Annotated in this window: 22 protein-coding genes; 11 read left to right on the top strand and 11 right to left on the bottom strand. The window is 54.1% G+C overall.

Going from position 1 to position 24,624, the window contains the following annotated elements:
• Positions 1–42 precede the first annotated feature (42 nt).
• Entirely contained in the window at positions 43–1,290 is a 1,248-nt protein-coding gene (locus KTH_RS06700; RefSeq protein ID WP_497617376.1) for a citrate/2-methylcitrate synthase, read from the top strand.
• Here the strand turns inward: KTH_RS06700 and KTH_RS06705 are convergent.
• From KTH_RS06705 to KTH_RS06730, 6 genes are all read right to left on the bottom strand, one after another.
• Positions 1,281–1,562, bottom strand: a complete 282-nt coding sequence (locus KTH_RS06705) for a hypothetical protein (protein WP_174843965.1) — start codon at positions 1,560–1,562, stop codon at positions 1,281–1,283. The genes KTH_RS06700 and KTH_RS06705 overlap by 10 nt on opposite strands.
• Before the next feature lie 142 nt (positions 1,563–1,704).
• Positions 1,705–3,492 carry a protelomerase family protein gene (locus KTH_RS06710; protein ID WP_111321910.1) on the bottom strand — a complete coding sequence of 596 codons (1,788 nt, stop codon included), beginning with the start codon at positions 3,490–3,492 and terminating at the stop codon, positions 1,705–1,707.
• 153 nt (positions 3,493–3,645) lie between these two features.
• Positions 3,646–5,205 (bottom strand): hypothetical protein, encoded by a 1,560-nt coding sequence (locus KTH_RS06715; protein ID WP_497617379.1) that lies wholly within the window; start codon positions 5,203–5,205, stop codon positions 3,646–3,648.
• Positions 5,206–5,229: 24 nt separating this feature from the next.
• On the bottom strand, positions 5,230–5,745 hold the full coding sequence (locus KTH_RS06720; RefSeq protein WP_111321906.1) for an RrF2 family transcriptional regulator: 516 nt from the start codon (positions 5,743–5,745) through the stop codon (positions 5,230–5,232).
• A gap of 302 nt (positions 5,746–6,047) precedes the next feature.
• A complete protein-coding gene (locus KTH_RS06725) occupies positions 6,048–6,335 on the bottom strand; it encodes a hypothetical protein (RefSeq protein WP_497617382.1) in 288 nt (95 codons plus the stop codon).
• 215 nt (positions 6,336–6,550) lie between these two features.
• Entirely contained in the window at positions 6,551–7,786 is a 1,236-nt protein-coding gene (locus tag KTH_RS06730; RefSeq protein WP_497617383.1) for an agmatine deiminase family protein, read from the bottom strand.
• A 307-nt stretch (positions 7,787–8,093) separates the two neighbouring features.
• On the opposite strand from KTH_RS06730, the gene KTH_RS06735 reads away from it, so the two are divergent.
• Complete coding sequence (locus KTH_RS06735; RefSeq protein ID WP_497617385.1) at positions 8,094–9,320, top strand: S41 family peptidase; 1,227 nt, start codon at positions 8,094–8,096, stop codon at positions 9,318–9,320.
• Between the two features lie 552 nt (positions 9,321–9,872).
• Here the strand turns inward: KTH_RS06735 and KTH_RS06740 are convergent.
• Both KTH_RS06740 and KTH_RS06745 read right to left on the bottom strand, forming a co-directional pair.
• A complete protein-coding gene (locus KTH_RS06740) occupies positions 9,873–10,916 on the bottom strand; it encodes a Gfo/Idh/MocA family protein (RefSeq protein ID WP_497617387.1) in 1,044 nt (347 codons plus the stop codon).
• A gap of 59 nt (positions 10,917–10,975) precedes the next feature.
• Positions 10,976–11,140: a hypothetical protein gene (locus KTH_RS06745; RefSeq protein WP_170142548.1), complete on the bottom strand. Its 165-nt coding sequence runs from the start codon at positions 11,138–11,140 to the stop codon at positions 10,976–10,978.
• A gap of 275 nt (positions 11,141–11,415) precedes the next feature.
• Here KTH_RS06745 and KTH_RS06750 point away from each other — a divergent pair, with 275 nt between their 5' ends.
• The 3 genes from KTH_RS06750 to KTH_RS06760 all read left to right on the top strand — a co-directional run bounded on the left by KTH_RS06750 (position 11,416) and on the right by KTH_RS06760 (position 16,002).
• Positions 11,416–14,373 (top strand): winged helix-turn-helix domain-containing protein, encoded by a 2,958-nt coding sequence (locus tag KTH_RS06750; RefSeq protein ID WP_497617390.1) that lies wholly within the window; start codon positions 11,416–11,418, stop codon positions 14,371–14,373.
• A gap of 209 nt (positions 14,374–14,582) precedes the next feature.
• On the top strand, positions 14,583–15,548 hold the full coding sequence (locus KTH_RS06755; protein ID WP_497617392.1) for a quinone oxidoreductase family protein: 966 nt from the start codon (positions 14,583–14,585) through the stop codon (positions 15,546–15,548).
• Between the two features lie 280 nt (positions 15,549–15,828).
• A complete protein-coding gene (locus KTH_RS06760; RefSeq protein ID WP_170142547.1) occupies positions 15,829–16,002 on the top strand; it encodes a hypothetical protein in 174 nt (57 codons plus the stop codon).
• Between the two features lie 430 nt (positions 16,003–16,432).
• Here KTH_RS06760 and KTH_RS06765 read toward each other — a convergent pair whose 3' ends face one another.
• From KTH_RS06765 to KTH_RS06775, 3 genes are all read right to left on the bottom strand, one after another.
• Positions 16,433–16,876, bottom strand: a complete 444-nt coding sequence (locus KTH_RS06765) for a hypothetical protein (protein ID WP_211326122.1) — start codon at positions 16,874–16,876, stop codon at positions 16,433–16,435.
• A gap of 77 nt (positions 16,877–16,953) precedes the next feature.
• Positions 16,954–17,490, bottom strand: a complete 537-nt coding sequence (locus KTH_RS06770) for a hypothetical protein (protein ID WP_246046527.1) — start codon at positions 17,488–17,490, stop codon at positions 16,954–16,956.
• Between the two features lie 15 nt (positions 17,491–17,505).
• Positions 17,506–17,700, bottom strand: a complete 195-nt coding sequence (locus KTH_RS06775; protein ID WP_497617395.1) for a hypothetical protein — start codon at positions 17,698–17,700, stop codon at positions 17,506–17,508.
• 442 nt (positions 17,701–18,142) lie between these two features.
• Between KTH_RS06775 and KTH_RS06780 the strand changes: the two genes are divergently transcribed.
• The 6 genes from KTH_RS06780 to KTH_RS06805 all read left to right on the top strand — a co-directional run bounded on the left by KTH_RS06780 (position 18,143) and on the right by KTH_RS06805 (position 24,600).
• Positions 18,143–19,438 carry an MFS transporter gene (locus KTH_RS06780; protein WP_497617397.1) on the top strand — a complete coding sequence of 432 codons (1,296 nt, stop codon included), beginning with the start codon at positions 18,143–18,145 and terminating at the stop codon, positions 19,436–19,438.
• A gap of 322 nt (positions 19,439–19,760) precedes the next feature.
• Positions 19,761–20,858, top strand: a complete 1,098-nt coding sequence (locus KTH_RS06785; RefSeq protein WP_497617399.1) for an MFS transporter — start codon at positions 19,761–19,763, stop codon at positions 20,856–20,858.
• Positions 20,859–20,880: 22 nt separating this feature from the next.
• Positions 20,881–23,175, top strand: a complete 2,295-nt coding sequence (locus tag KTH_RS06790) for a molybdopterin oxidoreductase family protein (RefSeq protein WP_497617401.1) — start codon at positions 20,881–20,883, stop codon at positions 23,173–23,175.
• A gap of 17 nt (positions 23,176–23,192) precedes the next feature.
• Complete coding sequence (locus KTH_RS06795; protein WP_111321879.1) at positions 23,193–23,816, top strand: 4Fe-4S dicluster domain-containing protein; 624 nt, start codon at positions 23,193–23,195, stop codon at positions 23,814–23,816.
• Positions 23,813–24,346 (top strand): QcrA and Rieske domain-containing protein, encoded by a 534-nt coding sequence (locus tag KTH_RS06800; protein WP_170142546.1) that lies wholly within the window; start codon positions 23,813–23,815, stop codon positions 24,344–24,346. The genes KTH_RS06795 and KTH_RS06800 overlap by 4 nt, the downstream gene beginning before the upstream one ends.
• A complete protein-coding gene (locus KTH_RS06805; RefSeq protein WP_111321875.1) occupies positions 24,343–24,600 on the top strand; it encodes a DUF6755 family protein in 258 nt (85 codons plus the stop codon). The genes KTH_RS06800 and KTH_RS06805 overlap by 4 nt, the downstream gene beginning before the upstream one ends.
• The last annotated feature ends 24 nt before the right edge of the window (positions 24,601–24,624 follow it).

Raw genomic sequence — 24,624 nt, forward strand, 5'->3', positions numbered from 1 at the left:
CAATCAACATAGTGTATGATACCGAAGAAAGGAGTGAGAACCATGAGCACCAAACGATATCTGAGCGCACGAGAAGCGGCAGCAGAGCTAGGGGTCAATCTCAAGACGTTGTATGCATATGTGAGTCGGGGGCAAATTCGCTCGGAGGCAGCAGGCGGCTCACGACAGTCGCGGGCCTATCTTGCGGAAGATATTTACCGGCTCAAAGAGCGCAAGGAGCTGCGTCGTAACCCTGAAAAAGCAGCAAGCCAGGCATTACAATGGGGTGATCCCGTCCTCGATTCGGCGTTGACGCTCATCAAAGATGATCATGTGTATTATCGTGGGCAGGACGCCATTTCGCTGGCCGAAACTCATACCATCGAACAGGTGGCAGCGCTTCTCTGGGGGTTTCAAGAGCAAGAGGGGTATACAGCGCAAGATCTTTTTCAAAAGCAGAAACCAGGGGAAGAGATGCTACAGCTCCTCAGGCGCTTCTATACCAGCGAGTTCCTCTGCGATCTGCCCCTGCTTGAGCAATTTCAGGCTGCACTGCCCCGTCTGGCCGCCGGGGATCTCGCAGCATATAATATGCGGCCTGAAGCAATCATCGAGACAGGGACGCATTTTCTCTGGTTGTTCACGGCCTGTCTCTCCCGGATCAACAGCTTACAGGCAAGCATTGCCGAAACACTTCAACAGGCCTGGGCACCGGATCATCAAGAGGCTGCTCGTTTGTTCAATGCAGCACTGATTCTCAACGCCGACAACGAACTGACCGTCCCGGCATTCACGGCCCGCTGTGTCAGCTCAACCAATGCACCACTGTATGCGGTTATGCAGGCTGCACTGGCGGCGTTTCACGGTATCAATGGGGGTGGGCGCTATCTACGGGCACTTCAGTTCTTACGCGAGGTCTGCGCACCACAACGCGCCCGAGGCCCTCTCACGGTACTTGAGGCCTATCTGAAACAGGGCGAGCGGCTCCCGGGCTTTCAGCATCGCCTCTTCCCTGTTGGCGACACACGACCGATCAAGCTGCTTCAGATGCTGCGAGAGGCCTATCCGGCTGAGCCCGTCATCAAGCTTGCATGGACACTTATCGAGGAGGTAGAGCGCCAGCTTGGTCTGCATCCCCACATGGACCTTGCCTATGCAGTGCTCGGCATGGTGCTCGGGCTTGAAGACGAGCAGATCTCAGGGCTGTTCACGCTGGCCCGAAGTGTGGGCATTATCGGGCACGCGCTGGAGCAATACCAGAGCAAGCAAGAAATCAGGCCACGTGCCCGTTATATCGGAATTCAACCCTGATACAGCACTTCGTTTTCGCGAAACCAGAGCGCAACCCGCGGGATCGCTTCAAGGTAGCGTGCAAGCAGCTCGCGGTAGATTTTGCATTGCTCCTTTCCGTCCTTCGTGCGGCTTACCGCCTGCATCCAGAGCTGATAGCGCTCTTTCATACAAACGCCACAGGGTCGAAAGCCGGCCTCAATCGCAACCTCTTCGCTGGCGAAAAGACCCTGTGCTCGACATACTGTCCTCGTGTGACGTATCGCAACGCGCCAGGCAATCCAGGCGTCCATAGATACCGAGCTTCTCATCTGTATATCCGCCCGGCATCGAGCTTTCAGAGATTTGACCATCCAGCCCCATCAGTTTATAGCGCTTCGCGGCGCATATCTGTTCTCCATGTCGAACATGAAATCTGCGCATGTACGCTAGAACCTAATCAGCACTCTCGGCAGGTGCATGACCCCACGGGAACGCCTCCGCTTCCTCCGGAACCTGAATCATATCTTGAATCGCCTCAGGTTTTCGATTGTAAGAGGGCCGAATATCGAGTTCGCGATGATGTGCCTCAATCTCCTCCCGATGCGCGTCGAGATAGGTTTTAATCGCGTCTTTACGCCCACCGACCAGCTTCTGTATGGACAGCGTGGTGATATACCAGCGCTCAAGCGGGCGGTGTTGCTCATTCCAGCGCATAAGCGTCCAGACGGCACGGCGAAAGCGCTCATTCGCCGCCTCCACGACCTTCATACCAATCAACTGAGAGGTTGGCATGGCCGCATAGCGTTCCTGATCGTGCCGCCGCGCCTGCCCTTTCAACTGCCGCGCCTCTCGCTCGCCTGCCGCCACCAGAAACGACAGCACATCAGCAGCTCCCGAGAGCGCGATTCCCTCACGTAATAGCTCACGCGTCTGAGCCGGGACGTCAAGCGTGTCAAGCGCAATAGAGGTCGGCGGTGCAGCCGTCTCCACAGCAGTACGCCCCTGCACATAGGCAACCAGCAGATGACGCAACACCTCATCATCGCTCACCTCATGTCCCAGGCGATTCTGAAGCTCTGTACGAATTTCGTCGACCCAATCACGTGTAGCAACGCGCGGCTTGAGCGACGAATAGCCGGTCTTGTTCTCGGACGCTTTCTTGCGCTTCCGCCGCGACGGCTTCTGCGGCTCCTCAATTCCGGCCTCTTTGCGAAAGACATCGAGCACCGTCACGCCCGGCTGGTCAAGCTTGACGCCCTGCCTTCCATCAATATTCCCGTTGCGGTCCGCAATCTTATAATCGGCATAATGGGCATGGCTGGCATAATTGCGCCGCACCTGCTCGACCTCTCCAGCGGGCTCACCCTCTAACTCAGCCTCTGGTTCCAGCACAAAACGGTGTCCCTGAATTTGTGCCATATACGTAATAGAAGCAACAGTAGGTGGTGCATACCAGAAGGTAGCAATCTGCGCATACACAGCGCGTAGGGCGTGAACGGTCAATTTCTCCCGGGTCACGCGCACCGGAATGAGATCGCCATAGTGCTGATCGACCGCCTCGTTGACTGCTCGCCCGTAGCGCTGGCTGACCTGCTCCACTTCCAGTTCAGAGCAATCAACCAGAGAACGAAGCTTCTCGACCGCGTCTACGACCAGAAAAGCGCGAGCCAGCGTCGGGATCTCATACCGCTCATCAAAGCGCGTGCGCCCCTTGACCTGCCCCGAAAACCAGGCCGTATATGGCTCCTTCACGGCGAAACGGCCCGTCTTCATGATCTCCGCAAGTCGCCTCCCTGTGCAAACCGCGATTCCGACCACCAGATCAGGCCATTCATCCGATAGCAATAATGCAAGCGCACGCTGCACGATCGTATCGGGATCTTGCAGCAATTGTTGATGTTCCAACCGCGTTTCAGCTACCCCACGGCTGCGATCGTTCAGGCGCACCCATTCACCCTCAGACAGGTTAAACACCTTCAGCGCGATATGCTCACGCTCCTTCGTACGCGGGTTAAACCAACTATTTTCTTCTGTTACCGGTAAATCTCGAATCAGGTTCCGTACCTGTGTGATCGGTTTGCGCAAGGAATCGCCTTCCAACCCGCGCCCTTGCTTCCACCAGTTCAGTTCACGCTCCCAGAGTTCCTGCAATTCGGCCTCTTGAGCGACTGTAGCCGGTCGGATCACCGGTTCAAGCTCCTCTTGCCAGCGCCGAAGTACCCAACCTAAGACCTTCGCCATAGCACGCGCTCCTCCTCTTTATAGCATCTGGGAACAGTATAAAGATGTTCCCGTGTTCCTGTCAAGGGAACAGACATATTGGGGTATCCAGAGCGCTCCTATGTCAAGAGAGACGCAGATGAAGAGGCATAAGATAGCAGCCGCTGCGTCCACTCAGGAGAGCAAGCCATTGCCGGCCCAGACCTGTAGTAAATTCCAGATAGAGCCTCGTTTCTGTTGAGGAAGCATTACATTATCCAGTGCCGCCGCTCCCAGTCGCTCCTGCAATTGCTGATAATAGAGACTGCGCGGGCTCACTTTCTGCCCCATACGTTCCCAATATCCCGCTCCACTCCTTTTCCCTGCTGTACAGCCAATTGCCCAGTTACGCGCTCCCGGTGGGCTATCAACGCACATCTCTTGCTCGGCATGACAGTTCCAGAAAAGCACCTGTGCGCCCGCCCACCCATGCCCCGACCCCATCGCTTTTCGGTTCCAGACGCGCATCAGAGGCGCGCTGACGTTATCAAACAGAATCCCCGTTGCATAGCGATGATGGGGCCCTGTATCATTGTGCGCTTGCTCCGCGAAAGAATCAACGAAGGCATTGGGCCCGGGAACTTTCGAGCCAGTTACAAAATCATGCCGCCCACTGGATGCATAGCAACGCTGAAAGAGATTACGACTACTTGTTGAATCGATGAAAAAAGAGTAGCGCCGCCCGCCGCGAATCTTCGATTTTCCCTCAAGGTAGGCGCAATCCTGCACGGTTACCTGCTGCGCCGACGTATTCAGGCCGACCGCCGCAAAGCCAAAGTGACGCGCCGTGACACCCGAAACCCATCCGTTCTCTACACAATTCATCGAAATCGCCTGCCAGCCATGTTCCTCATCAGTCTCACTCTCATAAACCGATTCAAGGCGTAGATGTTCCACTCCCACCTCACTGATACGCTCCACAGTGTACTTGAAGATCATCCCGCCACCATACCTGTGCACGATAGCCTGCACAAGTGGTGCATCGATCAAAAGTGTATTTTCTGCAATATCGGTAATGACGCGTTCATACCCGACTTTATAGATGTCCGCTTTCCAGCCATATTGTGCCATATCAAGAGCGGTAATCCAGGCCTCATCGGGTGTACGCTGCACAATAATCCTGTCACCCCGCTTCAGACCTTCCGTTGAGGCCACCGCAAAGCGCCGAGCACCAGTCGGGACCACAGGCGAAGTGATTGGCTGACGCGTCTCCTTAAGCGGCTTCCAGGGTTTCTTCTTCTTCAGCACGCCTACCTGAATAAAGTCATGCTGCTCCCTCAACGTATCGATTAAAACTGTACCGGTGGGCCCCTGCCCCTCGCCACGCAGCACTACACCGCCAGTTCGCAAAAAAAGCGGCCCATCTACAGTATACGTTCCTGCTTTCAAGAGCACAGCACCGCGGAAGCCATCGTCATCGGCAGGCAAGCTCGAAACCGCATCAATAGCCTGCTGAATGCGTGCTCGATTGTCACCAGGCACCGGGGTAAGCACCTGCCGGACCGGGAGCTGAGGAAGCCGTATGCCGCCGCCTCTATAGCCGCAGTAGGAAAAATCGGGAATAGTATGGATAGCCTCGCTCTCACCCTCATTGGCATACATCCTATACTGCAATTTCCCATTTTTCAGGCTTACCAATGAGGAGTCACGATCACCCTCAAATCCATTTGCAAAGCCATTTGAAGATACAATCACATCCCTGCCCTTTCTTGAAAGCGGCTATGAGCGCTCCTTTTTCTCAGGAGCATGTCGTATCCGTTCAGCAATCCATTGCTCGCCTGGTTGCCGTAGCTGTGCAGCAACCCTCTGTTTATAGTTAGCAATTATTTCAGCAACCGTCTGAGAGCGCAGCGCTTCTCGCCAGGCCCTGTCAGCTCGCAACATTGCCACATGCACCTCACAGGGCATCCGATAGAGCGAATCAGGCAACTGCACAGGCACACGCTGGCGAATCTCGGTACAGCGAAACACTCGTTCGCGCCCCTCGATCGCCTCGACAATATCCAGCAACGTGATTTGCTCAGCAGGGCGTGCCAGCCGATAGCCACCCTTCGGCCCGGGGACCGATTCCAGTATTTTTGCATTCGCTAACGCCTGTAGATGCTTGGCAAGGTACGTCTCTGAAAGCCCATAGTTCTCTGCAAGGGCCTTTGTCGGTAAGGTGGCGCCTTCCGGCAAGCCAGCAAGCGATATAGTACAATGAATGCCCCATTCAACCCCTTCACTCAGTCTCATTGCGTTCCTTCCTCTGTCAGATCTATTCAGGACAACAGGTATCCAGGATCAGTATAGCCTGTCCGGATCGCAAACGCAATGTCTCCCTTGATGGCCTGTATGATATCTCAAAAGTGGGGAAAGGAGAGGAATTGGATACAAGAGGCTCTACCATAAAGGAGAAAAAAGGACTTCCTCTTTTTTACTACATATATTTTATGACGTACCGCTAACGACAAGGAATTGCTATCGCATTTGTTCGTATCTAGAACAAACAGGCTCGCTGATGCCAGTGATCGTAGACACCAGAAGCTCCCCTGTCATTACGATTGGCACGCCGCCTTGTCCCGTTTATAGATCCGAAAAACCGGTTCCAGACAGCGATCACACAGTGCAATCTCGCAACGCTGAGCATCGACCCGCAAACAGGCCATCTCTTCAAGTAAGCTCGGATCTTCCTGCTCATACCATCTGATAACATCTTTTACAGGAAGCAGACGCGGCTCGAACGCATCCCTCCCTAATAGCTCCTTGTCGGCCTCTATCATACAATGAGGGCAGCGGCTCAGGATCGCTTGTAAACAGACTCGGAGTGTATCCCGTAATTCCATTGTTGTTCCTTTCACGCTCTATTTCGGTTTGAGGGATAGTGTTGAGGTTTGCTACGGAAACACTTGAAATAGCAGATCCTCTCTTCTCTAATATCACGAATGCATATTCAACAATGTTCCAGAATAGTGGAAGAAACAGTATCCGTCGGAGCTGCTGACACCTGTGTCCGGGAGAGGAGCCCCCTGTATTGGAGGCCCCACTATTTGCTTGTTTGCTACCAGGCCGGGATGTGTCGCGTATTGCAATGGATGCCGCCACCACCAAGATTAAGCGCCGTCACTGGAAGTGTTACCACCTCTCGCTCAGGAAAGAGGGCCTGTAGTACCTCCTTTGCCCGTTTATCCTTTTCGCGGATCAGCTCACTCTTCCCCGGCTCCCAGTACTGCTGACCGACAACAAGGCCATTTGTGATTAAAAAGTTACAATAGCTCGCGGCAGGCACAACCGGAAAAGAGGAACCGGAGGGGAATTCGGAACCGTCCTGCATCACCTTATAAAAACGTTTTAATTCCTGATACCCTTCATAGATGTCATCGCCCGCCTTGACCATATAATATTCAGGCTCTGGAACCGGCATCCTGACAATGCGAAACGGCTTCCCGTCCTGGTCGGTCTCATGCTGCAAAAGCTCGAAAGCCTGGTCGAGTATCGGCTTATTGAGCGCCAGCAGCGGACTTCGACGCGCCTCTTCTTCCGTCACCTCTGCCAGGAGAATCGTATCCGGGGCGACGAAACGACAAAATTCATCTATATGTGCATTTGCAGAAGCAGCACGATAAGCATTAAGCTGTCCGTCCGGTCCCGGGATAGGTCCACTCATCATACTCTCATCCTCATGCAGACCCTTCGGGAGCCAGATAAGCTTCTTTAACTGGAAGATACGCTTTAACTCTTGCTCCACCTCCTCCTTTGTCCACCCGGGATTACGCTTGCGCACCTCTGTCTCTTCAATCGTCATCAGCACTCCTTTCCCGTTAAACTCGCGATCTCCTCCCTCGCTGATTAGACGCGTCATTACGCTCTCAGTGATTCCCAGATACTCCGCGGTACGACGGTCGAAGCGCTCCGTAACGCGACAGCGCCGGTCCCATACAGGCATATAACCATACATGCTGAAATCACAATCTACATGTATCACATTGCCTCTATCATCAATCATGACTTCTATCCCAAAGTCGCGGGGATATACCGCCGCGCTCTCAATCGAAAGAAAGGTGATATTCTTCAGAGGTATATCACACTCCTCAAGCAAAAGCTGGATATCATGCGCAGTATGCAAGCCGGGCCCGGGAACAATAATCAGCGGTACGTGCGCACCGATTGCCCGTACCATTTCCATATGCAGCGGCTGATGCGACATACCGGTTATGTTCTCATGTTGCGCCCAGATCATCATCACAGCCCGTTGTTTCTCAAATTCTCCAGGTACACGAAATCTAGAATAATCCATATGATATGACCCCTTTCAAGCAAAACAAGGATGAGCTTAGCATTACTCATCCTGAAGCAAAATGTTTTATGCAACGTCTATCAAGAGTTTAGTCCGAATACAGCAGAAATACATCACTCGAATTATTGATTTTTCCGCATGCTTTTTCTCAAACCAGAGGTTGAAGTAGCTCACCCCCCTGGATCCCACTGCATCCAATATGTTTAGAAAAAAGAGACTGCTTTCTGCCATTTTTGCTATAGAAATGCAACAAATTGCGAGTACACTATATAAGTAGTGGTAGTATTCAGATGGAAAGGACGTACCTATGAAGTACCTCACAGGCGTTGCATTGCTCCTGTTGCTTGCTTGCAGCACGCTGACCCCGGTCCACGCCCGGAGCGCTACCGCAAGCAAGGAAGCAACCGACTACCTCAATTTCGTCCTTGATTACATCCAGGCCAACTCGGTGAACTCAGACAAGCTGAACTGGCCTCAAATCCGGCAGGAAGCCATGAGCCGCATTCAGAACGCCCGGACAACTGCCGATACCTACCCCACTATCCGCTGGCTTCTGGAGCAGCTCGGAGACCATCACAGCTTCTTCCTTGACCCTCAGGCGGCCCGGAAACAGCAGCATGGACATGGCAACCCCTTCGGCCTGCGTATGACGCGGGATGGCATTATCACCGATATTCTACCCGATAGCCCCGCCGACGCCTCAGGGCAGATCAGGCGCGGCGACGTGCTGACACAGATTAACGGATTCGATCGCGACAACTCCGATGCGATCCGCGACAGCCTCAAGAAACACCCCGGGACAGCCACACTTACGCTGACTCGCAATGAGCAGCCCTACACGGTCACGCTTGCGCTAAAGCCATACGAGAGCAACAAGCGCCCGTGGGGAAAACTTGTTCAGCCCGACATCGGTTATATCGAACTCCCAGCAGTGATAGGCGGTACAATGGAACAGCACTATGCAGATATAGTGCATGACGAAATTCGTAAACTCGATCAGCAATACACCATTAAAGGATGGATTATCGATCTGCGCAATAATACCGGCGGCAACTGCTGGCCGATGCTCGCCGGTATTGGGCCTATTCTGGGAGAAGGAAAGCTAGGCGCGTTCGTTAGTCACGGGAAGGAGGTCGGCACCTGGATGTATCAGGAGGGCAAAGCTATGAGCGACGATTACATGCTTGCTCAGGTCCAGCAGCCCTACCGGCTCAAGCAGCCACTACCGCCCGTCGCCGTGCTGACCAGTAACCTGACGGCGAGTTCTGGCGAAGCGGTCGCAATCGCCTTCCACGGACGCCCATCAACGCGCTTCTTTGGTGAAAGCACCTATGGTCTGCCAACAGCGAACACGCTTGAAATCCTGAGCGATGGCGCACAGCTCTACCTGACCGTCGCGAATGACGCCGATCGTACCGGGCAGGTCTACGAAGAGCCCATCGCGCCCGATCAGGAGGTCTCTATCAACTGGGCCGAACTCTATACCGAACAGGATAACGTCATCAAGGCCGCTCAGGGGTGGCTACAACAATAAAGGAACGAGAGCGGCGCTGTCCCTGCTTGCAGCGCCGTTCGAGTCTTATGAGAGCAACATCTTTCACGCCGAAGCCCGCACTCGGGTGCTGCTCTCTACGATAGGCAACATACTTATTTTGCCCCGGATAGAGGATACATAAAAATGTCACCGAAGGTTATGCAGCCACCGAAGACGAGGGCAACTATCCAATCAGTTTAAGCAAAATCAGCTACTCATTTCCACCTGTAGGCTTCACCCGCCGTATACCTCTTTTCGCACCTGCTCAAACCGTTGAGATCATGCACCCGCACGTTCAGGCAGTGATAATGAATGACGACAAAAAGACGTATATCTTCCCCATAAATAAGGAGCAAAAGATCATGAGTATGTTCAAAGAGGGAATGAGCACAGGTGTCCCTGTATGACAACATCACCATGCTTGCCAATCAGAGCCGTGATGTCCGGGCACTCCATCGTCAGGTGCATGATATACTTTTTGTGGAAAGAGGGTAACGCAGAGAAAGCGTATAGATGCAATTGTCAATCTATACGCTTTCCTCCGCTCAACGTTTACTGTTGAGATATGGTTGTTGATTGCTGCTCAAACGTCACGGGCTTGCCGGAGGTTGCTGCCTCAACCGAGGCAAACATCAAAGCCAGAGTAGGCAGGTTGTTTCGTCCGGAGATACTCGGCTCCTCACCTGTCTGAACGGCCTGAATAAAGCTCGTCAGGCTGCCGTGGCGGTCCTGCTTTGGCACTTCGGGCAGGCGCAGGCCATACGGGCGCTTGCCACGCGGGCGGACAGTCACACGCTCATCCTCTGGACCGGCTCCACGCGAGGTCCACACGATTTCACCCTGCTCGCACTCCATGTGCCATTCACCGGCCCACGGCGTCTCAGGCCCGGTGCTGACCCAGTTACCGCGATACGATACGACCGCGCCTCCCGTGAAGGAAATAGTCGCAGCGCCAGCCGGGTCCTCTTTATAACGGCTCCAGGACGGCGACCAGGTAGTACAACTGATCTGTGTCGGCTCCTGGCCAAGTACATAGCGCATCAGATCAAAATGGTGAATCGACATATCGACGAGCAATGGCTGCCAGATATGATAGTGACGATACGTCTCAACCGGAGCTGTATTATCATAGCGGCGGAAATCCAGATTGACCGATGCAACGGGACCGAGCGTATTGTTCTGAATCAGCTTCCTGACGGCCTGCACCGCCGGATAGAAACGATAGTTCTGGCTGATTGCGAGAATCACGTTCTGCTGCTCAGCGACCTCTACCAGATGGCGCGCTTCCTCTATCGTCGCGGCAAATGGCTTTTCAAGTAAAACATGCTTTCCTGCTCGCAGGGCTGTGAGAGCCAGAGGAGCATGTGCGGGCAACGGCGATGTAATCAGCACCGCATCTGTTTCGACGGTATCAAGCGCCTCCTCCAATGAGGTGAATGTCTGCTGGATACCAAGTTCGGTCCGCACGCGTTGCAGGATTTCTTCACTGATATCAACGCAAGCGACCAGCTCTACCTGCTCATTTTTCATCAGGACATCGCGGGCCCAACTATACCCCCAACCTCCCAATCCAGCTTGAATGAAACGCAAGGCCATGAAAAAACCTCTCTCCAATGATTTTATTCTTGCATCTCGATATACAGAGCACAACTCCGTTACTCTGCCGTTCTCCAACCCGGCAGGGTCAGTTCCTGCTTCGTCAGGGCGCTCAAACCATCGCATAGCGTGTCAGCGCCACCCTGTCCACAGGCATCACTTCCCGAGGAACAGCCCGGTAGCTCAAGAGGGCTCTCTGCTTGAACGAGAAAGCTATCAAGCATTATTTCCCCTTGCAGTAGAAAACGTATACCATCCTGAGAAAGCAACGGGATTTCAGGCGAAATTTTCGTATCGCCCTCATTCCGTCACAACACAGTGGACTTCTTCTACCTTACCACCTGCCAATAACGATATCAAGCTTGTTAAGAGGAAAATCATGGCCTCTTCCTCTATCACAGGATCTTCAGCGAGCAATACTGCAAGCGAGGATGGGTCACTCTGGAAAGTTACCCAGAGATCTGGTACGATACCTCAAAGCGCACAATGAGGAGGTCTTATGCCACATTACCCATACATTACACAGGGATTACTCTATCCAGCTTCAGAAGCGAAACCGATTGCCCTGGACACGGCCGACTGGTTTACCTGGGTCGAACAACACACCGCTTTCACCTATCAAGAACCTCCATTTCGTTTTAGCGCACGCCGCGAGGAGCGTCCTGGCGGCCAATACTGGTACGCGTACAGGCGCATGCAGGGCAGGCTCTATAAGCGCTATCTCGGACGTACCAAAGACCTGACCGCCGCCCATATGCAGAAAATAGCCCAACTGCTGCATATGCAGCCCGAGCATCCAGTACCGCAACCTGTCCCTCTCATCACAACGCGCTTCGCTATCCCGCGCCTGCTATCAGAATATGTGCCACGCCCCCGTCTGCTTGAGTCCTTACAGCGAGCTCTCGAACGTCCCTGCACGCTCATCACTGGCCCCGCAGGCTCGGGCAAGACTACGCTAATGACCCAGGCAGGCGAGCGCCTTCAAAAGCAAGGCTGGCGGCTCGCCTGGCTTTCCCTGGAAAGTAGCGAGCAGGATGTCACCCGCTTCTGGTACTATCTGCTCAACGCAATCGAGCGTATCGTCCCGGGAACCGCACGTGAAGCCCTCCAGGCGCTTCAAATGCTACCTCTCCCGCCAGTCGACGAACTACTGATGCCCCTTATCAACGCATTGAGCAAACCACAACAACCACTGCTCCTTGTGCTTGATGATTACTTTCTGGCCACGACCCCCGAAATTGACACCGGGCTACTCTTCCTTATTCAGCATATGCCTGATAGCCTGCGACTGGTTGTCATCTCACGTACCAAACCTGCATGGCCGCTCACACGGCTCTATGTCCGTGGACAGCTCGCAGAGATCGAGCAAACAGATCTTCGTTTCACAAAAAACGAGGCAGCGCAGTTCCTTCAACAAACGATGAGACTGCATCTGACGCCAACGCAAGTTGCGACACTGGAAGCACAAACTGAGGGTTGGGTTGCTGGCTTGCAGCTTGCCGCCCTCTCGCTTCGGCATCAATCCGATATCGACACCTATCTGCACACATTTGACGAGCAGAATCGCTCTCTCCACAATCGTTATATTGCAGCATACCTCATAGATGAAGTGCTGAACGAGCAGCCACCCGAGTTACAGGAATTTCTCCTTCTCACTTCTGTCGCTTCTCGTCTTTGCGGACCGCTCTGTGACGCGATTACGGGCCGTAGTGATGGACAGCGGACCCTCGAAAAGCTTGAGGCCGCGAATCTCTTCATTGTCGCGCTCGACCAGCAGTGGTATCGATATCATCATCTTTTTGCCGACACGCTCCGGGAACGGCTTGCACAACAAGACTCAGCACTTCTGGCGCGGAGCCACGAACGCGCTGCCCGCTGGTTTGCAACTCAAGGCGAGACGCAGGACGCGATTCGACATGCTCTGGCTGCTCAGGCTTATCCACTGGCTGCCGCTTTGCTTGAAGCAGAAGCAGAACTGATGCTTCAACGGGGCGAAACAACAACCTTGCTTGCATGGCTTCATAAGCTCCCGCATATCTTGCTCGATGATCACCCGAACCTCGCCCTTGCCTCTGGTCTGGCGCAATTCATCACAGGTGAAATCGAGCAGGCAAGTGCCACATTGCAACGTCTTGAGCAAGCACAGCTAGCCGAAAAAGCTCAACAAGGGAAGCTGGCAACTCTCCAGGCCCTTATACTCCTGATACAAGAAGGCACGCCTCAACAGGCAATGGAGCACAGCACTATGGCGCTCCAATTCCTGCCAGCACATCAGACCATCTGGCGTGATATCGCCACACTGCTTCACGAAGCAATAGACCTGCTCTTTCGAGGGAGCAATGAAGCACTTCAGAAGCTCACCGCATTGGCTCATTCCAGCCTGCGTCATGGGAACTACCTGATAGCCTCCTTCGCGCTGGAAAACCGCTCCTTGAAAGAGCTTGGTCAGGGCCGCTTGCATCAAATTGAGCGAACGTGTCAGGAAGCGCTACGCATCACCCCGCCAAATCTCATCTCATTTACCCACTGGGCCTACCTGCATCTGGGTGATCTCTATCGCGAGTGGAACCAGCCAGAACGTGCCCGTAAGATGCTTGAGACCGGGCTTACACTGGATCGCCCCTATACGTACCCGGAAATCGTTGTTGATGGCTATATCGCGCTCGCTCGCGTCTATGAGCAGCTTGACGAGCCTCGGCGGGCCGACGAAACCATAGAGACGGCAATGTCGTTGCTTGATCGGCTTGCCCCTCATACCGCCTGGCAGGTACAGGCATGCCGTGCCCGTATACTGCTGGTGCGTGGGCAGCATACCGAAGCCAAACAGTGGAGTGAAGCCTATGTTGCATCTCTCAAGCAGGCACAGCCTCCGTTTCCACTGATCGAGTTCAGCCACTTCACACTTGCACGCATCTATATGGCCCAAAATAACGATACAGCCGCTCACACACTGTTGCATACGATGTTGCAAACAGCCCGCGAGCTCAAGCGCTGGCGCACTGTTATCGAAGCGGACCTTCTGCTTGCACTGCTTAAGCAGCGACACAACCAGCCAGAACAGGCAGCACACCTGCTGACAGAGGCACTGGATCTGGCCGCCCCGGAAGGCTTTATACGTCTTTTTCTGGACGAGGAACAACCGCTTCTAGACCTCCTCTCACACTCCCTCACGGCTCGCCTTCTCACGAGCCCAACAGTGGTACGCTATGCCCGCAAGCTTCTCATGCTGAGTTCCCGGGAAGCCCCAGCTCCCTTACCCGAAGCGCTTACAGAGCGAGAATTGGAAATTCTTCAGCTCCTGGCAAGTGGCAAATCAAACGATGCAATAGCCAGAGCGCTGTTTCTGGCCCTCAGCACAGTCAAATGGCATATTATGAATATCTATCGTAAGCTGGCCGTCAGCACACGTATGCAGGCCGTAACACGAGCCCGCGAGCTCAAGCTGATTGACGAGTAGCAATCCCATCCTCAAAAACCATACCTCCGTTGGGGGACAAAAACCTTCCCACGCCTCTATACTTCCCTCATGAGACACAGCAGGAACATACTGCTTGTCAGTGCTCTTCAAGCATATCGCGATCCGGTAAAAAGATCAATAAAAATCGTATTAAGATTTGCGCTCTTTATGCGCTTGTATACCAATGCGTATTCAGAAAGGAATGTGCTATGAAAGCTGCCGTTATTCATGCTTTTGGCGAAACACCCCGCTTTGAAGAATTCCCTGAACCCACCTTGACCGAAGGCGATGTTCTGGTACATGTACGTGCCGCCGGTATTCATCCTATCGTTCGAGCGCTGGCAAATGGCACCCACTACGGTAGTACAGATATTCTCCCACTCATTCCCGGCGTCGATGGCGTCGGACAGCTTGAAGACGGAACGCGCGTCTACTTCGGCATGACACGCCCGCCCTATGGAACACTGGCCGAACGTGCGGTTGTTCCCCGTCAGGCCTGTCTGCCACTTCCCGCAAGTCTTGATGATGTCTCGGCTGCTGCCCTCTTCAATCCCGGCCTCTCTGGCTGGCTCGCGCTAAAATGGCGAGCGCAGATACAGCCAGGTGAAACTATCCTGATCCTCGGCGCGACCGGCTCATCAGGCAAGCTGGCTATCCAGATCGCGAAACACCTCGGTGCCGGAAAAATCATCGCCGTTGGCCGCAATCAGCAAATCCTGAACACGCTGCCTGCGCTTGGAGCAGATACCATCATTGCGCTTGGGAACTCCGACGAGGAGTACCGCGACGCCTTAATGCAAGCTGCCGGTGAAACAGGAATTCACGTGATCCTCGACTACCTGTACGGGCATCCAACCGAGCAAACCATCATGGCGCTTACCCGCAAAGGGCTGACACACGCTGCTCCCCGGGTACGCCTGATTGAAATTGGTAGCATGGCCGGGCCGACCATCTCGCTTCCCGCAGCCGTCTTACGCAGTTCGGGGCTCGAAATCTCCGGTAGCGGCGGGGGCACGATCTCACCGAAAAGAGTTTTTGCCGAGATCCCTCACTTTGTTGAGTATGCCACGACGGGCAAGCTCCACATCGAGGCCGAGCAAGCACCGCTTTCTGCCATTGAAGAGGTCTGGATGCGCCAGAATAGCAATAACGCTCGCCTGGTTATCAAACCATAGCCATCTCACAGAGAAGGGGATTTTGCCTCTTCTCGTCCTTACTGCATCCCACAACAGAAAAAGAGGTCGCCCAATTCGAGCGTTGAGCGACCACATCAGAAAATGTTTCGTGTGGATGAAAATTGGACAGTCATAGTATAGCAGAAAGTGAGCGGGATGGTATTAAAAACATATTAAGATTCCTCCGCTAGCCACTTTTTCCTCAACTGTATCCTTTCTGCCCTCTCATTCTTGTACTTAAGAGAGCATACAACAAGCCAGAAGAAAGCGAGGAAAAAGCATGGCACTTATCAACTTCGGCGAAGTGACCTGTGATTGGCGCGACGGCAAGCTGTTTCTTATCACGCCACAGGGCCAGTATGAACTCTATCCTCAGCAGGTCGAAATGCTGATCGACTTTCTCTGTCAGATTGAGGCAGAAGTGCAGGAAGCACTTGACCCGGAAAAGCAGTAGCCAGATGCACGAAGGTGAGAGGACGTTGTTGCCTCTTGCCTTCAATTCTTCCCATTTTTCCTGCATCTCCCACAATAAACCATGTGCTTCCTTTTTTCCCGAACAAAGCCCGATACATCCGCGCACGGTCAACAAAGTGCTCGAAAAGCCGGGCCCGGACCGCCGAGGGCAACGCCGGGTCAACGCGTCCCGGGCCTGCCTGCGGGTGCTCCAGATGCAGCACCAGTGCATCAATAGCCTCTCGAAAGATGCTGCGCACAAGGACATACATATCCTGATAGTGCAGATAGAAGGCAGAGGCCGACGGCCACTGTGGCCTGAACACCATTGCCTATACCTCGGCACTGGTGTATGATTGGCTCACTGAAATCTTCGCTCGCGTATAAGTGCAATAATGAACGAGCAGACAGATTCCTGATTACGCCTTCTGTCAGACAAGCTCGGGCTGCGGTACAGCCATGATTTGCACTTTTGCTGCAATTTCGTACTTTGTCGAGAAAGAGCGCTCCCGACAGAACACGTTCCGTTTGCGGAATGGTTCGGGAGCCTCCTGCCGCAGACGCGCCTGCACATGTTCCTTGTTCGCACCGAGACCCGTATACCAGGGCTCTGGAAGCGTATACACAGGATGATGTACCCACGCCGGACAGGGCACCTCAAAGCGCTCACAGAGATACTCAACGGTCGCTGCACAAAAGGCCGCCCAGCGCCGCACCTCAGGTGTCATCTCACGAGGCAGCACCAGCGGCTGCTGTACAAGCTGCTCCCGCCGATCCGCTGCATAGACGTGCCAGTAATTCAGAAAATCACCAATTGCCGTCCAGAGACGCTCCCCATACACTATACGTTGAAATGCATCATTGATAGTTTCCATCTCAGGCCACAGCATTGCTTTCACCTCCTGTCTTCTTTTTCATTATATCATGAGAAGACGGGTAGCCACAGGCAGTACTAAAAAAGATCATCAAGTGTTGCTTGAAGATTACACTCGTACTGCCATGCACTGTCAGCATAACGATCAACCAGCTCTTGAGCCTGCTCACGCGTCTCGATATGCAGCATCTCGCAGAGTGCCTCAATGTCATCAGCATCACGATCACGCCCGGAAAGCAGTTTCAACGCCAGAATATACGCAGCATCGGGAACATAGATCTGCAAGGCCCCATAATCGCGCCAAAGCGTCGTAGGCCCGGGCTCCGGTGCAAACGCAGCAACCACATCATTCACCCAATCCCGCCGCAGACCAAACCGGCGTGCAACCGCATTCGCAGCCGAACGAAAAGCCTTCGTCTCCTTATCCGCGTTCATCGTGTCGGGAAAGCTCACCGGCACAACATCGACATCTTTCGTCACCGAACGATTGCGCACAAAGTACAGCATATACGCACCCCCAACCAGAAGTAACTGAACCGGCTTGCCAATTCGACGCGAACCCAGTTCTTCAGCCAGGGCTTGCAGATACATATCAATATCCTGAGGAGTTATCATAGACGTGTTCACCACTCAATTTCGCAGTTGTTGATACAGACGATAGAGACCATTCTGTGTTTGAAAGCAGGGAGCAAGCGACAAACGTGGCATCCACGGCCATATACTCGCTTGCCTGTCAGCGGCCTGCAAGGCCAGCAGCAAGGCGAGGCTCACCTGCGGAGGCATCACCACTCTAACATACACCAGAAGAAGGTGCAATAGCGTCATGCTGTTTCTATAGCTCCTTTCGCACAATTTCGCCTTACTCTCAATAATACGATGCTTTTCGCAAAAGGGGACATCATTTTCGAGCTATTTTGCCAAATCGCCCAAAACTCCCCATTTTTCACCCGAAAATCACACCGCACAAGCTCAACTTTGCGCGGGACAGCGCCTCCCGACTCCACTGCTCAGCTTGCATCCCAGAAAAAGCGGAAGAAATGGGTGCTTTCTTGCTTGACAGCAATATTAGGATAGGCTAATATCTTACTGAAAAGGTCGGATATGAATGCATCCGCCGACCAGCCAAACAGAGAGCAATACACGAAGGGGTCAATAGATACTCCTCATCGTGCCTGTACTGCCTGTTGAGGGCAGCGATCAAGCGTGAATTGGATTCATCTTTTGCTCACACTCTGGACCCACCACCAGAAAGGATGTTTTTATTACTATGGCTGATATGCTTGTTCCATCGCAGCCTGTGCCCTCCTCGCCGCAGGACACAAGCGACGCCGAGCGCAAAGTACCCTGGTATTTTCAGCTCCTCTATTTCTTTGCCAACCTTAGCGGGCATCTAACCATCATCCCGACCGTTATCTTTCTCCTGCCCATGCAAATCAAGTTGATGGACCCCCATAACGCTGAATTCAGCCTGGGATGGGTAGAGGCCGTAGGCGGCATCGCCTCGGTCATTGCAGCCCCGATTATGGGCGCGATTAGCGACCGCACGACGATCAGCCTGGGCCGTCGCCGCTTCTGGATGCTGCTGAGTGCCGTCTGTGCCGCACTCTCGTTATTCCTGCTGTCGCGCTCATCGACCCTCTGGCTGCTTTCCGTGGGCTGGTTCTTGCTGCAATTCTTTGCGGATACCGTCACGGCCATGCTTCAGGCCGTCATTCCCGACCGCATCCCTCAAAAGCAGCGCGGCCTGCTCTCAGTGTATGTCGGGCTTGCGATCCCGCTTGCCGTGATGGTTGGCAGCATCATCATTGCCGTTTTTCTGAAGAACAATAAGCTCACTGCCTACTACGTCTTCATGGGTGCGATCCTGCTCCTGACGCTGTTTTTCTCCCTGGTCTATAAAGAGCGACCAATCAGCCGGGCGGAAGTGCCGCCGTTCAGGTGGGTCGACTTCCTGAAGAATTTCTGGATCTCGCCGCGCAAACATCCCGATTTCGCGTGGACCTTCCTGACGCGTCTCCTCTTTATGCTTGGCTATTTCGCTATAACAGCATTTTTAAAACTATATATGGAGAACGCGTTACACTATGAAGCGCTCTTCCCCGGGAAAACGGTCGATCAGGGTATACTTACGGTCGAAACGCTCATGACCGTGACAATGGTGATCGGCTCGTTCGTGGGGGGTATTGTCTCCGACAAAATCCAGCGCCGTAAGCCGGTCGTCGCCATTTCTGCGCTTATCGTCATGGTTGCCTGTCTGTTCCCGGCCCTCTCCACGAGCTGGAACGCGCTACTTGCCTGGGCGATAATCCTGGGTCTGGGCTATGGCTCTTTCTTCGCCGTTGATACTGCCCTGGCAACCCAGGTCTTGCCGAAAGCGAGCGACCGGGGAAAAGATATCGGCATTATCGCGATGGCAATGGCCCTGCCGCAGATCTTCTCGCCCATGATTGGCTCATCCGTTCTCTGGCTCTCACAAAAGAACTATTCGTTCCTCTTCCTGACGAGCGCCGTGCTGGTGCTGCTGAGCGCCTTGCTGGTACGCAACATTAAATCGGTACGCTAAGGAACCTCAAATCGGAGCCCGCAAACAGAAAGCGGGCTCTTTCCTCATTTTGGCCTCCCTTGAAAAGAGACCATATGTAGAAATACTCAGCCTTTCACCCCACCACTTCGCGTATATGAAGAACAAGTTGCGCTCTTTTGTCCGGACCCTTTTTCAGCATTTCTCAGAGCAGGTCGCAATTTCTACAAGAAAAAGAGTACCTCTTGCGCCTATTTCTGCAAATCGAACACCAGATATTTTGTAGCGCCGAGTACAAAGAAAAGTAGATACCATTTCATTTCTCTGTCGCCATCAAGCAACAAGAGGTAAGGAGTTCAAGACAGTGGTGCATCCAACACAGCAGTCGCGCAGCCGGGCGTACTGGCACGCAGGCATCACGACTGCGATCATAACCCTTATTCTGCTCATCCTCATTTTTATCGGCTCACGCGAGTTTCGCGACTTTGATTCGGCGCTGATCGGTTATGCAGTGGGAACGGTCTTCTGCATTGGTGCGTTCATCTACCGCTATACGCTCTGGCTGCATCGCTCGCCGACCTGGCGCTACTTCCGGGGAGGATGGGTTAACTTTCTATCCTGGCGAAACTTCCAGCGCTACACCTTCCTGATCCCAAAGGCGTGGTGGACGGACATTTTTGCCCAGACGTTCATCTTCCAACGCGGCGTCTTGCGCTGGATCATGCATATGGCGATCTTCTGGGGTGTGATTCTCTCGCTGCTGGTTGTGTTGCCGCTTACTTTTGGCTGGCTCCGCTTCACACTGGTTCCGCCGCGCGACTATCGAGTATGGGTCTTCGGCATTCCCTTTTTCACGTTCCCGATAGAGGCAGGAACCGGGTTCGCCATTTATCACGCCCTGGATTTCACGGCCCTGTTGCTGATTATCGGCCTTGCTATCGCCTTCTGGCGCCGCATTACCGATGCCGGTCTGCGAGCCGTTCAGCGCTTCGGCTTTGATCTGTTGCCGCTGATATTACTGTTCGCCATCGCTATTACCGGTCTGGCGCTCACTGCCTCTGAACTCTGGTGGAACGGGCGCTACTACTGGTTCATCTCGCTGACACATCAGGCGATTGTAGTTGCCTGGTTGCTTGTGTTGCCATTCGGCAAATTCTTCCATATCATCGAGCGTCCGGCCAGTATCGGCGTCACGCTCTATCAAACCGTTAACCAGGATGTAGAGCACTACGGAGAGCATATGCCTCACGACCCACAGGCTGCCCCGACGAGCTGTCGACGCTGTAATGAAAAACTGCCCTCGGGCCAGTTTGTTTCAGACTTGAAGGGAATTCTTCGCGATGTGGGGCAGGAATACAATCTCGGTGACGATCGCGGCACCTTGCAGGAATATTGCCCCACCTGCAAACGCGTCTTGCGAGGCCAGGCATATTATGCGCTCATGAAGAAGCGTTTCCTGTAACAGGAGCAAAAGGAGAGACGCAATGTCAGTAAATAAAGATTTCTTTCAGGAGCGGGACTTCAATTACGACTTCCAGAGCGTCGGGAGGCCGCCGGTCGAATGGGAGAGCGCAAGCCGCATTCCTGAACAACTGGTCCCCACACATTGCTGCTTTTGCGGCGTGCAGTGTGGTATGAATATTAAGGTGCAGGAGGGGCGTGTGATCGGCGTGGAGGCGCGTGATTTTCCGCATAATCGCGGCTCACTCTGCCCGAAAGGCGTCGTGGCCTATCAACAGGTCGAGCATCCCGACCGCCTGCGCTATCCTATGATGCGACAAGGCAAGGGGCAGCCGCTTCAGCGCGTCAGTTGGGATGAGGCGCTCAGCTATATCGTCCAGCGCTGGCAGGAGCTACAGGACCGGTATGGACGCAACTCGATCGCTCTCTATAGCGGCTCCTCGATGACCAATGAAAAGTGTTACGCAATGGGCAAATTTGCCCGGGCCGTCCTCGGGACACGTCACGTTGACTATAACGGCCGCCTCTGCATGTCCTCTGCCGCCGTCTCCTATGCTCAGGCGCTTGGCATCGACCGCTGCCCCTTCCCCATGACCGACATCCCCTTAACGAAATGCCTGCTTGTCGTTGGCTCCAACATGGGCGAATGCTTTCCGGTGATGATGCAATGGGTTTGGCGGGCACGCGACAACGGCGCGGCCCTGATCGTGCTTGATCCTCGCGAAACGCCACTTGCTCGCACGGCTGATCTCTGGCTCCCGGTGCGTCCCGGCACAGATATCGCAGTTCTGAATGCAATTTTGCGGCAAATCATTCATGATGGGCTTGTCGATGAAGAATATGTACGCAATCGCACACATGGATGGGAAGAGGTAAAAGCGTTAGTTGAAGAGTACACGCCAGAACGCGCACAGGAACTTTCTGGCGTCCCGGCCTCGCGGATTCTGGCTGCGGCACGACTCTACGGGCGAGCTGACCCCTCGATGATCCTGCATGCCCGTGGCATCGAGCATAGCACCCACGGCGTCAATACCTGCCTGGCCTGTATCAATCTGGCATTGGCCCGCGGCCAGCTTGGCAAGCCGGGCGGAGGCAGTGGCATGATTACCGGACAGGGGAACGGCCAGGGCGGGCGCGAGATGGGGCAGAAGGCCAATCAGTTGCCCGGCTACCGACATATCGATGTCCCTGAGCATCGCCAGTATACTGCGAGTGTCTGGGGCATCCCGGTCGATGAACTGCCCTGGGAAGGGGCCGCAGCGCCCGAGATGATCCACCTGATGGCGAAAGGCGAGATCAAAAGCTGCATGGTTGCCTGCTCGAATCTGATGGTCTCGCTGCCCGACAACCGAGTTGTGCAGCAGGCACTCAATAATCTCGAACTGCTGATCGTCGTGGATTTCTTTCTGTCTGAGACGGCTGAGCTGGCTGATGTAGTGCTTCCCTGTTCGGTCTGGGTTGAGGATGAGGGCACGACCACGAACCTTGAGGGACGGGTCATCAAAACGAATAAAGCGGCAGATCCTCCAGGAGAGGCAAAACATGACTGGGTCATTCTGGTAGAGCTTGCGAGGCGTCTCGGGAAAGAGCAGATCTTTTCATACGCTTCGCCACTCGACATCTGGAATGAGCTTCGTTTGGCAACAAAAGGAGGCATTGCTGACTATTCAGGTATTACCTGGGAAAAGATCGACAGGCAAGGAGGCGTCTTCTGGCCCTGTCCGACGGAGGATCACCCGGGCACGCCGCGCCTGCATACCGAGCGCTTCGGGCACCCCGACGGCAAGGCGAGAATGTTCCCGATTCCATTTCAGCCGCCTGTGGAAGAGCCCGGTGAAAACTTCCCGTTCCGCCTGACAACCGGGCGCGTGGTCTATCACTACCTCAGCGGCACCCAGACGCGCCGCATTGGCTTCTTGAACTCGCAGGCCCCCGAACCCTGGGTCGAGATTCATCCACAGGCAGCAAGCAAGCTCGGCATCACACACAACGAAGTGGTTCGCCTGCGTACGCCACGCGGCTCGATGCAGCTCAAGGCCCTGCTTGCGCCCTCCATCCGGCCCGATACGCTCTTTGTCCCCTACCACTATGGGCATGAGCAAGCAATCAACCAACTGACAGTGCAGGCAGTTGAACCAACTGTGAAAATTCCAGAATTTAAGGCGTGCGTCGCCCGGATTGAGAAGCTGGACACGCCCGAGAAGCCGCTTGAAGGCGGCTACAAAGTCAACTATACGGCGAAGGACTCACCGAAAATGTTCCCCTACACGGTGGGTGAAACCAAGCCCGAGGGAGATCAACACGCAAAAGCCTATTAGAAAGGGAAGGGTAGAGAATGGCAGTAAAAACGCTCTTTGTCGATCCATCGCGCTGTATCGGCTGCCGCTCTTGTGAGGCCGCCTGCCGTGAGTGCGACTCGCACAAGGGCGAAAGTATGGTCATGGTCGACTTTATCGATCGTGGCTTTAGCGTCGCCACACAACCGACCGTCTGCATGCACTGTCAGGACCCGTTGGCCCCCTGTGCGCAGGTCTGCCCGGTGATGGCAATCCTGATTACCGATGATGGAGTCGTGCAAATGGCCGAGCCGTCGCGCTGTATTGGCTGTCGCAACTGTGTGTATGCCTGCCCCTTTGGTGTGCCCAAGTTCGACATCAAGCAACGCCTGATGAAAAAATGTAATCTCTGTTACGACCGTACCAGCCAGGGCCTCAAGCCGTGGTGTGCTCAGGTCTGCCCCACACAGGCGCTCTGGTACGGCGATTATGAGGAGTTCGCAAACCAGCGCGTCGGCAACGTCGTCAATGTAACAGACTTTGGCACGCAGGCAGTACGAACGCGAGTGCAATGGGTGCTTCCAGCAGAGACACCAGAGCTGGATATTACAGCACTTTTAGATCAATATGGCTCTGAGATGCAAGCAGAGGCAAAAGAGGAAGAGGAGGCATGGGTTCTATGATAGGCAGGAAGGACGCGTCAAATCATCAATTTCAGCGGAACGGGCGCCTATCGCGCTGGCAGGCCCTTTTCCCCTATCACTGGGATGCAGACGAATACGTATCACGCCGTGAGGTACTTCGGCTTGCAGTTATCGCTTCTGGAACACTTTTCGCCGCAACAGCCGGGATAGTAGGTCTTTCATATCTGAAGCCGCGCGGATTAAAAAGTAAGCTTCAGCCAATCATTCGCGCCTCAGATATCCCTAAAGGCGGCGTGCACTACTTTAACTACCCGGCAGCCGATGAACAGGCTATTCTTCTTCACCTTCCTGATGGTCGTTTCACCGCTTTTAGTGGGAGATGCACACATCTTTCATGTGCAGTCTACTACGATGAGAAAGAGCAGGTATTGCATTGTCCCTGCCATGATGGCTACTTTGATCCGCAATCTGGCGCAGCGATCGGCGGTCCGCCACAGCGCCCGCTTCCGCGCATCAGCATTCGGCAGGACGGTTCCATGCTCTATGCAGTAGAGGTGAATCCAGCATGAATCAAGACCATATGCTTCTTAGCGAGAATACGGCAAATATCAAAAGAACCTTGCCTCCCGGGCAGATGGCGATTGCGTCAAGCGCGTTGGTGCTTGGCTTGTTGCTGATGGCAATTCAGCTCTGGCTGCTCACCATCTCGCTTGAGCAGTACCTTGCGGGCCAGCACGTGCACCTGTGGATTGTGGTCCTCATCTCCGGCCTGATCTTTCTCGGCGGCCTGCTCATTTTCCGGGCACTCGGCAAAAAAGCGTAAGCTCTCATTGTGAAAGCGCCTGCC

This window comes from Thermosporothrix sp. COM3 (assembly GCF_059696735.1).